Raw genomic sequence first — 14,523 nt, 5'->3', positions numbered from 1 at the left:
ATTATGTCTCTAACAACACCTCTTACGGACATTTCTCAGAATTTTGTCCCTAACAACACCTCTTACGGACATTTCTCGGAATTTTGTCCCTAACAACACCTCTTACGGACATTTCTCGGAATTTTGTCCCTTACACCACCTCTTACGGACATTTCTCTGAATTTTGTCCCTAACAACACCTCTTACGGACATTTCTCGGAAATTTGTCCCTTACACTACCTCTTACGGACATTTCTCTGAATTTTGTCCCTTAGCACCCTTCTTACAGACATTTTCAACGATTTTGTAAGTGTGGACGCCTGAGGGAATAGTATGCGTGAGAGACTACAGGCTCGAGCCATACCCCTAGGCAAGCATGCACTTTACAAAATCGTAAGATTATATAAAACTGTATATTTTCAACGATTTTGTAAGTGTGGACGCCTGAGGGAATAGTATGTGTGAGAGACTACAGGCTCGAGCCATACCCCTAGGCAAGCATGCACTTTACAAAATCGTAAGATAAAAAAATAAGCATATCACTGTAAAACTGAAAAGTTCAGTTACGTGATATGCTTATTTATTTTGAGTTAGGACTTCTGTCCCACTCCCAATATTCTTTTATTAATATTCACCTTTATCTATTCTATGATAACCTCTTAAGAAATAAATAAGTGTCATTGCTGATAGGAATACTATACCGATAATTACCGATACTCTTGTTTCTGCGTTAAACAACATACCGATTAATACTAAAATAAAGAATCCTAATGTTATATAGTTAGTATATGGTGCGAATGGCATCTTGAATGGATGATTTTTAATTTCTTCTGGATGTTTTTTTCTAAATTGTATGTGACTTAGTAAAATCATAAACCAAGGTACCATACCTGGTAAAATAGAAGCACTGTATACATACACGAATATATTTTCAGAACCATCTATTACTAATGGTAGTACGATATTTAAGATAACACCTACAAAAATACCAATTGAAATGGCTAACACTGCAAAGAATGGAACGCCTGTTTTCATTACTTTCGTAAATATACGTGGCATTTGTCCTTTTTGAGCTAACGTATATACCATACGACTTGAACTAAAGATTCCTGAGTTACAACCAGACATTGCAGCTGTAATTACAACAAAGTTAATTAATCCTGCTGCTATTGTAATACCAACTTTTGCAAATGTTGCAACGAATGGACTACCTACATTACCTAATTGATCCCAAGGATAAACAGTTACAATAACAAATATTGCACCTATGTAAAAGATTAATATACGCCATATAACACCATTTACAGCGTTTTTAATATTTTTCTGTGGATCTTTAGTTTCACCTGCTGTAATACCTATTAACTCTACACCTTGATAGGAACCAACAACCATTGATAAAGCAAAGAAGAAGCCTACAATACCATTAGGGAAGAATCCTCCGTGTTCAGTTAAATTGCCTAAGCCTATAGCATTTCCGCCATTTCCTAGCCCAAAGAATATTAAACCGAAACCTGCAATAATCATTAAAATAATTGTCACTACTTTTATCATAGCAAACCAGAATTCAAATTCACCAAATGCTTTAACTGAAGTTAAATTCGCTGCTGCCAATGTAACTACAACTATGACTCCTGGTACCCAGGTTGGTAATTCTGGCCACCAATATTGCATATATTGTCCAACGGCTATAACTTCACTCATCCCTACTACTATCCACTGGAATATATTACTCCATGCGGTTACATAACCTGCAACTGGATGTAAATAATCACTTGCATAGTTAGCAAATGAACCAGTAGTTGGATATAAGTAAACTAATTCTCCCATTGCTCTCATTACTAAATACAAGAATAGACCTGCTACTAAATAAGCAAATATTGCAGATGGCCCAGTCCATTTAATCGTACTTGATGCACCCATGAATAAACCAACACCGATAGTACCACCAAGTGCGATCATCTGTACTTGACGAGAACTAAGACCTCTTTTTAAATGATTGTCTTCCATTATTTCGTGTCACTCCTTGTTTCAATTCATCAAATTTTAAATGCGTCAAACTTCATGGGACAATTATACTATAAAGTGTCAGAAAATAAAGCGTTACTAGAAAGCGTTTTCTAAATTTTATTATTTTAAATGAATTATGTTCATAATATTGTAATTTATACACTAATATCATCTATTTTCTACAAAAAAAGTGATATTTTAACTCTTTAGCTAAAATATCACTCTTGTATTTCCAAGTATATTTTATTGTATAATCTCTGCCATTATTCTGTTCACGCTTCCTGCATACATAGAACCAAATTTCACTAAATGTACCATTAATAAATAAAGTTCATAAAATTTAATTCTATCATCTGCACCTTTGCTTAAAGGTAAAGCTTCGTTGTATGCATCATAAAATTCATTCGTAAATCCTCCGAACACTTTTGTAGCTCCAAGATCAAATTCTCTATCACCATATAAAGGTGAAGGGTCGAAAAGAGCAGGTTCTCCATTAGATAAGAACATGTAATTACCTGCCCATAAATCTCCATGTAATAATGAAGGTTTACTATTATGATTTTCTAAAGTTTTGATTATCTTTTCACGTACTTTTTCAAATAATGAAAGTTCTTCTTTAGACCATAATCCTCTATTCACAATTTCATCTCTCAATTGGTCTAGTCTTTGTTCTACAAATATAGTAATCCACGTATCTTTCCAACCATTTTCAAAAGTAATATCACTTCCATGATACGGCAAATGGAATCCAAACTTACCGTGTGGCTCATGATGACTGTGTAACTTCGCCACAAGCTTTCCTAGTTCTCTTTGATTTCCAGAATGACCTTCTTCGAGATAACTTAACAATAAATAAGCATCTCCATTAATTTGTCCATGAGCTTTAACAACAGGAGCAGTTACATCAGCCGCTTCAAACGCTTCTAAGCCAGCAATTTCAGCTGCATAAAAGTCATCACTTCTATCATGTTGAACAAGCAAAAAATATGGTCCATTTGTCGTTTCTATTTTATATGCTTCATTTACATCTCCACCACTAACTGGTTTCATTTCTTGGATATTATCTATAGGTAATTGTGATTGCCAATCTTTATTCATGACTATCCCTCCTATATAATAGTGTAAATGAATATGATAACGAGCTCAATTATGAGAAATGAGAGATATATCTATTATCATTTCATCTGTTCAAGCTGTTTTATAAAAGGACTTAATTGTTCTCCTTTTTCTGATATAGAATAATATATATTCGGTGGCATAATTTCTTCTATTCTAACTAGTAGAAATTCATTTTCAACTAATAATTCGAGTGATTGTTTAATCTTTTGCTGATCATAACTTACAAGTTCTGAGAATAAATCCCTCTCTTCTCTCTCTACATTGCTTAATTTTGCCAATACTATTAACCCATAGTTATGACCTAATTGATTGATGTTAGAAATAACTTTGTCCTCGTTAACTGAATGCATATTTTTACCTCTTCTCGTATAAGGTATTTTGAAAAACTTGTTTAAACTATAACATAACTTGAAAATTATATATTATCTTAACTTTCAAGATTGTTATTATAAGCTTTAATGATTTCTTGTTTAGCTACATCATCCGCTTCAAAATACCATATCCCGTCATTCTCTACTTGGTTCACACCATCTATAGATATTTTCTCAAAATGTTCTGTTGCATCTTTATATTCTGAAATTAATTTTCTTGTGTCATTTAGATTAAAACTCGTTGTGATGTTATCTTGAGCTACATTCATTAATTTATTGAAGTTGTTAATATTTAAATTGTTTTTTAATTTTTTACTAGTAGCTTCTATTACTATTCTTTGTCGCTCTTGTCTACCCTCATCATCACCAGCACCTGTTTCTTTTCGACTACGCACAAAATCTAATGCTTCGTCTCCAGATAACTTAACTTTTTCACCTGCTTTAAAAGTCGTTCCATGAAACTTAAATGAATTATTACTTTTAACTGAAACTCCATCCAGTGCGTCGATTGTTTTTTTAAAACCATCCATATCAACTGTAATATAACCATCAATAGGGATATTAAATTCTTTCTTCAGCGTTTGAACTGCTGTTTTTGATCCACCATACGCATAAGCATGAGCGATTTTATCATGATTTGAATATCCAGGTATATTAACAGCCATATCTCTCGGTATACTAACTAATTGTGTTTTTTTTGTTTTGGGATTGATAGAAGCCAACATGATTGAATCCGTTCTTTCTCCAATATTCTCAGATTCTCTTTCTTTATTAGAATCCACTCCAAATATGGCGATTGATATTGGTTTGTTATGTTTAATTTTTTCCTTAACATTTTTTGTATCTTGCTTATTTATTGGTTGATATACTTTATTATTTAAGTTAACAACCTTAGTTACTAAGAATATTCCAGCTATTATGATAATAGCAGCAATAAATATTGTAATCTTGCCTCTTCTTGTTAATTTCATAGTTAAGCTCCTATATTTTTTATTTCATACTCTCGATGATAACATTTTTCTGTAACTTATTAAATATTTTTTAGGTAGTCCTAAAGTCTTATTGTTTAAAATTGTTTTTTTATTTAAAATTGAATAAAGTTAAAAAATAAAATACAAAGGAACTTATATCACCATGAAGAAAAATTCAAAACTCATAATAGCCTATTCAATTATTTTACTGTTAATCATCGTATCTATTCTTACTGGATACATATCTCTAATAGATAGTTCTGTAAGTCATTTTATACAAAACATGGCTGTAGACTTTAGATTACACAATTATTTATCTATTTTTTCTTTTATATTTTCACCTTTACATACAGTTATCTTAATCGCTGTCTTACTTTTAGGTTTATTTATTCTCAACAAGAAAAAGGTCTTACTTTATTTAATTTTTTCTGTAACTTCAATAATTATAGGAACATTATTAAAATATACCGTCCAAAGACCAAGACCTTCTGATTTAATTGATGGCTATAGCTTTCCAAGTTTGCACACATTAATATTATTTGTAGCTATATTTGTATTGCTCGCTTTATACAACAAAGGCATTGTAAAGTTTATTTCTGTAATTGTAATTATTTCTATGATGTGTTCAAGAATTTATTTAAATGCTCACTTTTTCTCAGATACTTTATCTAGCTTAATTATTGTTCATTTAGTTTTTTTATGCGTAAATAAGATTTCGAAAAAATATACTATTTATTAAATATTTCACCTCCTTTATTTTGTGATACCATACAATCAAGGAGGTTTTTTTATGAGATATAATAACTTCAATCAACCTATTGGTGACGAGGTCAAATCTTTCCAGAATCCTAAAAAACCTAGCATTAATACAATTGAAGGTAAGTATAGTAAATTAGAACATTTAAATTCAAGTCATGTAGATGATCTATTCACACTGTTATGTGCGAAAGAAAATGATGCAAATTGGACATACTTACCGAATGAACCGATTCACGATAGTGATGAATTCAATGCATTAATGAATACTCGAATTGAGTCTCAAGACCCTTATTTCTTTGCGATAATAGACAAAGCAACTGGTAAAGCTTTAGGCATATTATCACTTTTACGAATTAATACTAAAGCCTCATCAATTGAAGTGGGCCATATCCATTATTCATCACTTTTAAAAAGAACGCGTATTGCTACTGAAGTTCAGTATTTACTTGCTAAATATGTATTTGAAACTTTAGAATATAGACGTTATGAATGGAAATGTGACAGTTTAAATGAACCTTCTAAACGAGCAGCACTTCGATTAGGTTTTACTTATGAAGGTACATTCAGACAAGCATTAGTATATAAAGGTAGAACTAGAGATACAGACTGGTTCTCTATTACAGATAAAGAGTGGCCAAATATTAAACAACAGTATGAAGATTGGCTAGACGAAAAGAATTTCAATAGTGATGGTAATCAAGTTAATAAACTATCAATTAAATAAATGTTTATTTTCTACTGATTGGGTATTATAAAGGTAAACTGTCGAGGAGATGAATTGATGAATAATCAAAGAATAGTCCCACACTTATGGTTCGATAAAGAAGCCCAAGAAGCAGTCGATTTTTATATGAAAGTCTTTCCAGAATCAGAAGTTGTAACAGATGTAACTTTTACTGACACACCATCAGGAGATTCCAAACAGTTTATTTTTAATATTTTTGGTTATAGATTTATGGCAATTAATGCTGGTCCTTACTTTGTGAAAAACCCTTCTATTTCATTTACTGTATTATTTAAACAATCAGAAGCAGACTTATTAGATAAAGTATGGTCTGCACTAGCAGAAAACGGTAAAGTAATGATGGAGTTAGAAAAATACGACTTTAGTGAAAAATACGGTTGGTTAGAAGATCAATTTGAAGTATCATGGCAACTGCTAATTACCGATCAAGAATTTGATGACCGTATCAGACCATCATTTATGTTTATTAATGATAATGTAGGTCGCGCTGAAGAAGCAATCAATTATTATACAAGCATATTTAAAGATAGTGGTGACACTAGTAAGTATTACTATCCAGAAGGTATGGAACCAGATAAACCAGACACATTAGCTCACGCAGAATTCAAACTAGAAAATCAATATTTTGTTGCATTAGATAGTGCACACAAACATGATTTCAACTTAAATGAAGGTATTTCACTGATGCTGAACTTAGATGACCAAGAAGAAATCGATTATTATTGGGATAAATTGTCCGCCGTACCAGAATCAGAACAATGCGGCTGGGTTAAAGACCAATTCGGAGTTTCTTGGCAAATCGTACCTAAAATAATGGATAAAATGGCTGAAGAAGGCACACCAGAACAAATCAAACGCCTAACCGAAGCGTTCTTGAAAATGAAGAAGTTTGATGTAGACACTTTAATAAAAGCATACGAAGGAAAGTAATAAAAAAGAGAAAGCATTTTGTGCTTTCTCTTTTTTATATATTAATTTTTGTGTTCTAACGCGCTAGTTTTATTTTACTGGTACTGGCCATGTCTCTAGTTTCTCTGCCATTTCCCAGAACATGTATTCATAGTAACTTGTCTTTACGACAATATCTTCTAAACGTTGTAATTCTTCTTCTGTCTTTCCTTCAGCTACGTTATTCATTAATTGAATGCAGTCTTCTTTAGATGTACTGAATTCTTGTGATGCATACATTTTAATCCATTCTCCATATAGTGGATGGTCTTTTGAACCTTCAATTCCTGCTAATTTCAATCCTATATAACTATAACTCCATGTACACGTTAGTATTGCGGCAATAACATTCTCGATTCCACCTTGTTGTGCTAAATTCAACATATAACTTGTATATGCTAATGTAGTTTGAGCTGGTTCTGTTTGTTCAAGTTCCTCTTCCGTAATCCCAAATTGTTTAGCATAGCTACGATGCAAATCCATTTCTGTATGCAAAGTATCATAAGCTAAATCGGCGTAAGTTGTCATCATCTGTAAATCTGGAGATTTAGCTGCACCAATAGAAAATAGCCTTGCATATTCAATCAAATATACATAATCTTGCTTTAACCAATATTTAAACTTTTCTTCATCAAGTGACCCATCTCCTAATCCTTGAATAAAAGGATGATCCATATAAGACTTCCAAATTGGTTCAACTCTTTTAAATATTCTATCTGTAAATTTCATTTATATCCTCCTTATATAAAAAAAAGCTATTTTCATTAAGAAAATAGCGTCTACTTATACTCTAATTATAGATACGCCACTTTCCTACGCCAGTATAAACTGGATCAGGTTCAAGGAATTTCAAAGTTTCACTTTAATCTCAGCCTTTCAAAAGGCACTTCCAGTGGTTTAATATTTTTTTATTTAATTTTCATTCAGTTACAACATATCGGTTTTGTATATATTTTGCAAATAAAGTCATAATTCATTCCCACGATTCTTACTTTTCTTTTCTAAATATATTCTCTTTTTTCTTTCCTCTTGCAAGTTCATCAATTAGTTTGTCTAAATATCTGATTTCTTGCATTAGTGGTTCTTCGATTTCCTCTACTCTTATTCCACAAATAACGCCTTTGATAAGTTTTCTATTTGGATTTTTGTTTGGTGCTTCTTTAAAAAATGTTTCAAAGTCTGTTTTGTTTTCTAAGATTCCTTCTAATTCCTGCTGGCTATAACCTGTTAGCCAAAGGATGATTTCATCTACGTCTTCTTTTGTTTTTCCTTTTTTCTCTGCTTTAGTAACATAATGTGGATATACACTTGAAACTGGCATTGCATATACTTTTTCTTTTTTCATGTTTTATCCTTCTTTCGTTTATGTTTGTTGACGTTGTCTTTGACTTAAAAATATAGCAATAATCGCTAACACTAATAGTGATGATGCAAAAATAAGTGCACCATTATAATTATCAGTATCTCCAATTAATATTCCTGCAAAATATGGTGCAATAACTTGTCCGAGGCTATAGAAAAATGTTAATAGTGCTACTAAATTTTTACCAGATATTGCACTCATTATTTGTCCTCGTGACATAAATAAAGTCGTTAAACCTAAGAAAGTTCCTCCAAATAAACATGAACTTATAATTAAGCTTATTGTAGTATGTGAAAACACTGGCAATATAACGCCTATAAATTGAAGCATAAATGCAAGATAAATCGCTTTAATATATCCTATCTTATTCCCTAAAATGGACCATAATACACACGAAGGTATTGCTGTTAAACCTACAAACATCCAACTTAATGCAGCATATTCTTTTAGATTTGGTATAGATTCAACAATAGCAACTAAGAAAGTACCTGTAACGATATATCCTGCTCCTTCTAGTAAATAAGCAATTGAAAAGAACACCATAAACCATTTTGTATATGTTTCTTTTTTATCAGTCTCAATATTTAATTTCTTTTGCTCCAAATTTAAAGGTTCTTTTATATCTTTCATTAAGAAAATAACAATTGAACCCATTAATAAAGAAGCAACACCTAATATGATCCAAGTAGATGACCATGTCTCGCTATCTGTATATAATTGAACAAAAATACTACTCGTGAATATTCCAATTCCAACACCACTGTATAAAAATCCAGATAAATGAGACTTACCGCCTTTATTTAAACCTTCTAATACGACATTAGAAGCAAGTACAAATACAGTACCGCTCGTAATACCAGCTACAAACCTCAGAACATTCCATGTAATAAAGTCATGCGTAAAGCCCATAAGTAATACAGAAATAATGTTGATTAATAAATATATTTTTAAATCAATGACCTTGCTTCTCATAATTAAGAATGTAGGAATCATCGCACCAATCAAGTAACCTAAATAGTTGATTGTAGCTAATAATCCAGCGTCTTGATTGCTTAAATGCGTTGCTTTTTGCATGAAAGGTAAAATGGGCGTATAAGAAAAACGTCCAATCGCCATAACAATAAAAAGTGATAGCATACCTAATATTAGTTGTTTATACGCTTTACTAGCTGACAATTTACGCACCTCGTTTTCTCTTTTAAGTAATATTATCTCTCTCATAGCATGAATACACAAGATGAATTTAAAAGAGAAACAAGAGAAGAAAAATAAAAAGCACGCCCTATCCAAAATTATTAATAGTGGATTGGGCGTGTTTTTTATTTACTATATTATTCTGATACTTTAATGACTTGCTTACCAAAGTTATCTCCTGTAAATAATTTACGGAATGCATTTGGTATTTGGTCAAATCCTTCATCTATTGTTACTTCTGATTTTATTTTACCTTCTTGTATCCATTGTGCTAATTGTTCACTAGCTTCTTTAACATCTTCATTAAATTGAGCAACTATAAAACCTTGCATAAGTGCTTGGTTTTTTATAAGTGTTTGTTGTATGCGAGGTCCGATGTCCTCACCTTTAAGATTATATGAAGATATCGCGCCACAAACTGGAATTCGTGCAAATTTATTAAGGTGTTTAAATACTTCATCTGAAAGTTCTCCACCTACATTTTCAAAATATACATCTATTCCATTTGGTACTGCTTTTTCAAGTTTTTCAGCAAAATCATCTTTTTTATAATCTACACCTTCGTCGAAACCTAACGTTTCAGTTAAATAATTAACTTTCTCGGAGCCGCCTGCTATACCAACAACATGAGCACCTTTAAGTTTAGCAATTTGTCCAACTACTGACCCTACTGCCCCTGAAGCTGCTGAAACAACTACAGTTTCTCCTTCTTGTGGTTTACCAATTTTCAACAATCCTTGATAAGCTGTCATTCCTGGCATACCAAGTACACTTAAATATAAGTATAACGGTACTTCATTAGAAGCTATTTTAGTTACGTATTTTTGGTTAATGGTTATAAATTTTTGCCAAGGCAGTACACCCGTAACAACGTCTCCTTTTTGTAATTCACTAGAGTTAGATTGAACTACCTCAGCTACGATATGCCCGTTAAAAGGTTTATCTAATTCATATGACTGCGTGTAACTTTTTGAATCGTTCATTCTACCTCTCATATAAGGATCAACGGATACATATATCGTTTTTAATAATACTTCGTCGCTATTTGGTTCTCTAACGTCGATCTCTTCATAGCGAAATACATCATCTTGAGGAATACCTTCTGTTCTTTTAGCTAATACTATTTGTTCATTTTTCATGATTTTCCTCCTAATTTATAACTAAAAATTATTCAATTTATTTCCTTTATATAAATAGATATTAGACTTGATTAATAAGAGACTCAAATAATTTGTTTTTCCTTTAATTCGATATTTCAATAAAACTATAGAAATACTAAGCTTTTAAAATTTACTTTTCTATTATGTTCTGTCATGATGCATTATAGTAAATAAAATTGATAGAGAGAAAGAGGTCATCTTATGATTATTATAAATGCTAAATTCGAAGTTCAATCACAATCTGTTGAACAATATGAATCATTAATAAAAAATTTAGTTGAATCATCAAGAAACGAAGAAGGAAATATCGGTTACGAACACTTTAAGTCTACAGAAAAAGAAAACACTTATTTAATGTATGAAATTTGGGAGAACCAAGAAGCAATTGAATCACATAATAATAGTGAACATTTCTTAAGCTTCTTTAGCAATGTAAAACCATTACTAGCTGGACCTGCTGATATTAAAGTAAGTTTAAATAAAGAATAATAAAAAAATTCTATTGCCACTTTTATGGCAATAGATTTTTTATTTATACAGTTTCATCTTTAACTAAAGGATTATCCGGTTTAATAAAGAACCACATGATAATTGCGAATACTACAGGAACCATCATTAATTGTAATGTCCATGTCCAACCAATTTTGTCTGCTAAGAAACCAGCTAAAATTGGACTTAATAGCGCACCTAAATTACCCCATAAGTTCATCCAACCAGAAACAGTACCGGCAAAGTTACGACCTAAGTCTGTAGCTGTTGCCCAACTCATTCCCATTGATAAACCTACTCCACCAAGACAAAGTGATAACCAGAAGATATTCAAGTATAAGTTGTCAGTAGCTAGAGCAAAGTATAATGAAATACAGAATACGACGAATCCAGTGATTGCGATAATACCACGTGCAGCAAACTTAGATTTACCGCTTGATAAAATTTTATCTGAAATTGTTCCACCTAACATAATCAGTACAAACATTGCTAACCATGGAGCACCAGCAATGAAGCCCATTTTTTCAAAATCAACATGATATTCTTCGTGTATATATGTAGGTAACCAAATTAAGAATAATGTAATTACGAACTGTACTACAAAGTATTGTGCTGCAATAGCATAAAAGCTAAAACGGCTAAAGAAGATTTTCCATGGTGCTGATGTTTTTTCAGTATCCACTACATCACGCGTTTGCATAATAAATTTCTTCTCAGCTTCATTTACCATTTTATGTTGTTCAGGTAAGTCTTTAGCGATAATTGCCCATAAAATCGCGATAATTACACCTATAAAACCAAAGATATAGAATACCGCTTCCCAACCGAATGAAGTCATAATAGCGATTGTAACGATTGGTGCAATAACTGGTCCAAAATATGATCCGGCTAATAGTGCTGAAGAAGCACGACCTTTTTCATTTTTGTTAAACCAATAACTATTAAACACAGCATTTGATGGGTACATTGGTGCTTCACCAATACCAAATAAGAAACGTACAAAGTATAGTAAACCGTGATTTTTAACAATACCAGTTAAAATCGTAAATGCACTCCACCATAGTAAAGCGATTGTTAACATTTTCTTAGGTCCAAATTTCTCAGCAAGAATTCCTGAAGGTACTTGCATTAAAGCATAACCTAGTGAGAAGAAGGATGCTAAGAACCCGAATTGAGTTTTGTTCATGTTTAAATCTTCCATCATCGGCCCAGCAATAATAGAGATGTTTGAACGGTCCATATATGCAATAATCCCTATGATGAAAAATGCTATAGCAAAATACCATCTTATATTAGTTCTTTTTTCATTCATAAATATCCAACTTTCTTAATTAATTTCCCTTTTTTATTCATGCGGTCATATGATGACTTTAATTATTAGTAAGTCGAATATAGCATAATTAGGAAACGCTTACAATATAAATTTTAAAATTTTGGCATATATTTTATTGTGAATAAATACACAAAACACTTGAATTGACGGGGTCTATCATACAATACTCTGCAAATTTGTGTGTAAATAGATGACCGTAGTTACACTTCTTTCGACTTGTGTGAATATGGGCACCTATAGGTACACTTCTTCTAACTTGTGTGAATATGGGCATCTATAGTTACACTTCTCTCGACTTGTGTGAATATGGAACTTTAAGTTCAACATTTTAATTTTTGGTTTATGCAGTTCATTAAGGGTATTGTAATATTACAAGTTATTTTTTGACACCTAGCTAAAAGAGAAGTTATATCAATTAAAGGGAGTGAAGACGATGAAAAAAGTATATCAATTGATAGGTACAACTGCCCTATCGACAGGATTATTATTTGGTGTAACAGCTGTCGGAAATACAGACGATGCAATTGCAGCTCAATCAGAGTCAGAAACTACACCATGGTATAACTACGACGGATACACATACAACAATCCTAACTTTGTATTAGATTATAATTTTGTTGAAGCTTTATATGCGGACAATGTTACAATTAATGGCTATCAAACAGATGCTGACGCCAAAACAGGTACTGGAGGAAAATCCACAGAAGTATACGATACAAAAATAATGAAGGATCAAAACGGTAAAGTCGGAACAATCATGTTTGATGTCAAATCAGGTGTTGTAACAAAAGAAGAATTTAAAAAAGCACATGAACCAACAATGATAGTAGAAAAAGGTGACCAATATTTAAAATATGGAACATTAAACCAATACTATCTCGCGTCATTTGATGAAGATGGTTATCTCGTTCATATGGAACTTGGCGTAATACCTCAATAAAAGTAATACTTTAATATATGAAGAAGATAGTAATATACAAATCTAATTTTATAGAATGTTAAGAGGCTAAGACAAATTAATTTGTCTTAGCCTTTCATCTTGTAAAGATATCCTTATCAGCAATTTTAGCTAGAACTGCTTTTAACGCACCTCTTGTCTGCAATTTTGCATAGAACTGCTTTTAACACACCCCTTATCAGCAATTTTACCTAGAACTGCTTTTAACACACCCTTATCAGCAATTTTACCAACTTTTGTTCATAACGTACCCCCTTTATAAACAACACCTGCTACTCTTTTCCTATTAAACGTGTGTTTCTATGCAGTAACTCTCAACGCCACAATGTGGGCATTCTAATTTTCTTGTTTGGTAAGTGTGATTGGACTTAAACCATTCTGAGAACAGTGGTTTGAACTCTTGTTGACAATTTGGGCATAAGTAACTCACTACTGAATAGTATTTCTTTGTTGCTATTGCTGCATATATAAAAATAAATGGATATACAGTAATTATGGGTTTCCACTTTTTCTTCATAATTGATGTGATAATACTACTATATTGAAATGCACCTACTATTAATGATGTGCCCATAAATTTTCTTCTGAATGTTTTCATTTCTTGATGCTTTTTTGATTTGTTTTTTAAATTAAGTACGTTTGATACTGGATATTCGCTTTCTTTACTTATATTCTCTCTTATAAATTTAATTTGTTCTACTTGTTCTGTCTGTTGTTGTATTCCGTTTTCGAGATCTAATAGTTTCTCGCTTAATAAGATATTCAATGTATTGATTGATTGGTTTGAATTCAATAGTTCTTTTATTTCTTTTAACGAAAAGTTCATATCTTTCAACGTTAGTACTAGTCTTAATTGATTGATGTCCTCTTCTGTATAAAGTCTTCGATTGTTTTCTGAAGTGTTACTAGGGCTAATAACTCCTTTTTTGTCATAATATTGAACGGTTCTAACTGTAATGTTACATAAACTTGCTACTTCTCCAGTTGTTTTATTCATATTAACTCCTCCTGTTTTATTTTTCTTATCTCAATTGTACTTGATGACGCAACGTCATTATCAAGCTTTAACTTATACTTTTCTCAAAAAATTCAGGGAAGTCTACCCGCACTATTAATAGTATGTGTTC

Annotated in this window: 15 protein-coding genes and 1 riboswitch; of the genes, 5 read left to right on the top strand and 10 right to left on the bottom strand. The window is 31.8% G+C overall.

From position 1 onward, the window contains the following. Positions 1-603 precede the first annotated feature (603 nt). From LQ608_RS10855 to LQ608_RS10840, 4 genes are all read right to left on the bottom strand, one after another. Positions 604-1,986 (bottom strand): amino acid permease, encoded by a 1,383-nt coding sequence (locus tag LQ608_RS10855; RefSeq protein WP_115337079.1) that lies wholly within the window; start codon positions 1,984-1,986, stop codon positions 604-606. 243 nt (positions 1,987-2,229) lie between these two features. Beyond that, positions 2,230-3,084: a fructosamine kinase family protein gene (locus LQ608_RS10850; RefSeq protein WP_239751878.1), complete on the bottom strand. Its 855-nt coding sequence runs from the start codon at positions 3,082-3,084 to the stop codon at positions 2,230-2,232. Between the two features lie 77 nt (positions 3,085-3,161). Further along, positions 3,162-3,455: a winged helix-turn-helix transcriptional regulator gene (locus tag LQ608_RS10845; protein ID WP_239751876.1), complete on the bottom strand. Its 294-nt coding sequence runs from the start codon at positions 3,453-3,455 to the stop codon at positions 3,162-3,164. Positions 3,456-3,532: 77 nt separating this feature from the next. Beyond that, on the bottom strand, positions 3,533-4,447 hold the full coding sequence (locus tag LQ608_RS10840) for an LCP family protein (RefSeq protein ID WP_239751874.1): 915 nt from the start codon (positions 4,445-4,447) through the stop codon (positions 3,533-3,535). Positions 4,448-4,610: 163 nt separating this feature from the next. On the opposite strand from LQ608_RS10840, the gene LQ608_RS10835 reads away from it, so the two are divergent. Genes LQ608_RS10835 through LQ608_RS10825 form a run of 3 tightly spaced genes read left to right on the top strand, consistent with a single transcriptional unit; the run spans position 4,611 to position 6,881 of the window. Further along, positions 4,611-5,186 (top strand): phosphatase PAP2 family protein, encoded by a 576-nt coding sequence (locus tag LQ608_RS10835; RefSeq protein ID WP_239751872.1) that lies wholly within the window; start codon positions 4,611-4,613, stop codon positions 5,184-5,186. A gap of 51 nt (positions 5,187-5,237) precedes the next feature. Then, positions 5,238-5,930: a GNAT family N-acetyltransferase gene (locus LQ608_RS10830; protein WP_239751870.1), complete on the top strand. Its 693-nt coding sequence runs from the start codon at positions 5,238-5,240 to the stop codon at positions 5,928-5,930. A gap of 57 nt (positions 5,931-5,987) precedes the next feature. After that, a complete protein-coding gene (locus LQ608_RS10825; protein ID WP_239751868.1) occupies positions 5,988-6,881 on the top strand; it encodes a VOC family protein in 894 nt (297 codons plus the stop codon). Between the two features lie 69 nt (positions 6,882-6,950). Here LQ608_RS10825 and tenA read toward each other — a convergent pair whose 3' ends face one another. The 4 genes from tenA to LQ608_RS10805 all read right to left on the bottom strand — a co-directional run bounded on the left by tenA (position 6,951) and on the right by LQ608_RS10805 (position 10,595). Then, positions 6,951-7,628, bottom strand: coding sequence for a thiaminase II (tenA, locus tag LQ608_RS10820; RefSeq protein ID WP_239751866.1), 678 nt, complete (start codon positions 7,626-7,628; stop codon positions 6,951-6,953). Positions 7,629-7,692: 64 nt separating this feature from the next. Further along, a riboswitch (TPP riboswitch) is annotated at positions 7,693-7,800 on the bottom strand. Between the two features lie 87 nt (positions 7,801-7,887). Further along, the gene (locus LQ608_RS10815; RefSeq protein WP_239751864.1) at positions 7,888-8,244 is read right to left on the bottom strand and encodes a DUF2200 domain-containing protein; all 357 of its coding nucleotides are present in this window, start codon (positions 8,242-8,244) and stop codon (positions 7,888-7,890) included. 18 nt (positions 8,245-8,262) lie between these two features. Continuing rightward, on the bottom strand, positions 8,263-9,438 hold the full coding sequence (locus LQ608_RS10810) for a YbfB/YjiJ family MFS transporter (RefSeq protein WP_239751862.1): 1,176 nt from the start codon (positions 9,436-9,438) through the stop codon (positions 8,263-8,265). A gap of 155 nt (positions 9,439-9,593) precedes the next feature. Next, positions 9,594-10,595 carry an NADP-dependent oxidoreductase gene (locus LQ608_RS10805; RefSeq protein ID WP_239751860.1) on the bottom strand — a complete coding sequence of 334 codons (1,002 nt, stop codon included), beginning with the start codon at positions 10,593-10,595 and terminating at the stop codon, positions 9,594-9,596. Positions 10,596-10,817: 222 nt separating this feature from the next. Here LQ608_RS10805 and LQ608_RS10800 point away from each other — a divergent pair, with 222 nt between their 5' ends. Further along, complete coding sequence (locus LQ608_RS10800; RefSeq protein ID WP_078357867.1) at positions 10,818-11,105, top strand: putative quinol monooxygenase; 288 nt, start codon at positions 10,818-10,820, stop codon at positions 11,103-11,105. A 43-nt stretch (positions 11,106-11,148) separates the two neighbouring features. On the opposite strand, the gene LQ608_RS10795 is transcribed toward LQ608_RS10800, so the two are convergent. After that, positions 11,149-12,417, bottom strand: a complete 1,269-nt coding sequence (locus LQ608_RS10795; RefSeq protein ID WP_239751857.1) for a pyruvate MFS transporter — start codon at positions 12,415-12,417, stop codon at positions 11,149-11,151. Positions 12,418-12,871: 454 nt separating this feature from the next. Between LQ608_RS10795 and isaB the strand changes: the two genes are divergently transcribed. After that, the gene (gene isaB / locus LQ608_RS10790; protein ID WP_119634100.1) at positions 12,872-13,378 is read left to right on the top strand and encodes an immunodominant staphylococcal antigen IsaB family protein; all 507 of its coding nucleotides are present in this window, start codon (positions 12,872-12,874) and stop codon (positions 13,376-13,378) included. 304 nt (positions 13,379-13,682) lie between these two features. Here the strand turns inward: isaB and LQ608_RS10785 are convergent, their stop codons facing one another. Further along, positions 13,683-14,393 (bottom strand): MerR family transcriptional regulator, encoded by a 711-nt coding sequence (locus LQ608_RS10785; RefSeq protein ID WP_239751855.1) that lies wholly within the window; start codon positions 14,391-14,393, stop codon positions 13,683-13,685. Between the last annotated feature and the right edge of the window lie 130 nt (positions 14,394-14,523).

The organism is Mammaliicoccus sp. H-M34, assembly GCF_022386495.1.
GTDB classification, from domain to species: domain Bacteria; phylum Bacillota; class Bacilli; order Staphylococcales; family Staphylococcaceae; genus Mammaliicoccus; species Mammaliicoccus fleurettii.
The sequence above is the reverse complement of the archived record's forward strand: the minus strand, read 5'-3'. Positions and strand labels throughout refer to the sequence as shown.

Coding starts and splice junctions, on each gene's coding strand:
- LQ608_RS10855 (WP_115337079.1), bottom strand. CDS start 1,986: ATGGAAGACAATCATTTAAAAAGAGGTCTTAGTTCTCGTCAAGTACAG.
- LQ608_RS10850 (WP_239751878.1), bottom strand. CDS start 3,084: ATGAATAAAGATTGGCAATCACAATTACCTATAGATAATATCCAAGAA.
- LQ608_RS10845 (WP_239751876.1), bottom strand. CDS start 3,455: ATGCATTCAGTTAACGAGGACAAAGTTATTTCTAACATCAATCAATTA.
- LQ608_RS10840 (WP_239751874.1), bottom strand. CDS start 4,447: ATGAAATTAACAAGAAGAGGCAAGATTACAATATTTATTGCTGCTATT.
- LQ608_RS10835 (WP_239751872.1), top strand. CDS start 4,611: ATGAAGAAAAATTCAAAACTCATAATAGCCTATTCAATTATTTTACTG.
- LQ608_RS10830 (WP_239751870.1), top strand. CDS start 5,238: ATGAGATATAATAACTTCAATCAACCTATTGGTGACGAGGTCAAATCT.
- LQ608_RS10825 (WP_239751868.1), top strand. CDS start 5,988: ATGAATAATCAAAGAATAGTCCCACACTTATGGTTCGATAAAGAAGCC.
- tenA (WP_239751866.1), bottom strand. CDS start 7,628: ATGAAATTTACAGATAGAATATTTAAAAGAGTTGAACCAATTTGGAAG.
- LQ608_RS10815 (WP_239751864.1), bottom strand. CDS start 8,244: ATGAAAAAAGAAAAAGTATATGCAATGCCAGTTTCAAGTGTATATCCA.
- LQ608_RS10805 (WP_239751860.1), bottom strand. CDS start 10,595: ATGAAAAATGAACAAATAGTATTAGCTAAAAGAACAGAAGGTATTCCT.
- LQ608_RS10800 (WP_078357867.1), top strand. CDS start 10,818: ATGATTATTATAAATGCTAAATTCGAAGTTCAATCACAATCTGTTGAA.
- LQ608_RS10795 (WP_239751857.1), bottom strand. CDS start 12,417: ATGAATGAAAAAAGAACTAATATAAGATGGTATTTTGCTATAGCATTT.
- isaB (WP_119634100.1), top strand. CDS start 12,872: ATGAAAAAAGTATATCAATTGATAGGTACAACTGCCCTATCGACAGGA.
- LQ608_RS10785 (WP_239751855.1), bottom strand. CDS start 14,393: ATGAATAAAACAACTGGAGAAGTAGCAAGTTTATGTAACATTACAGTT.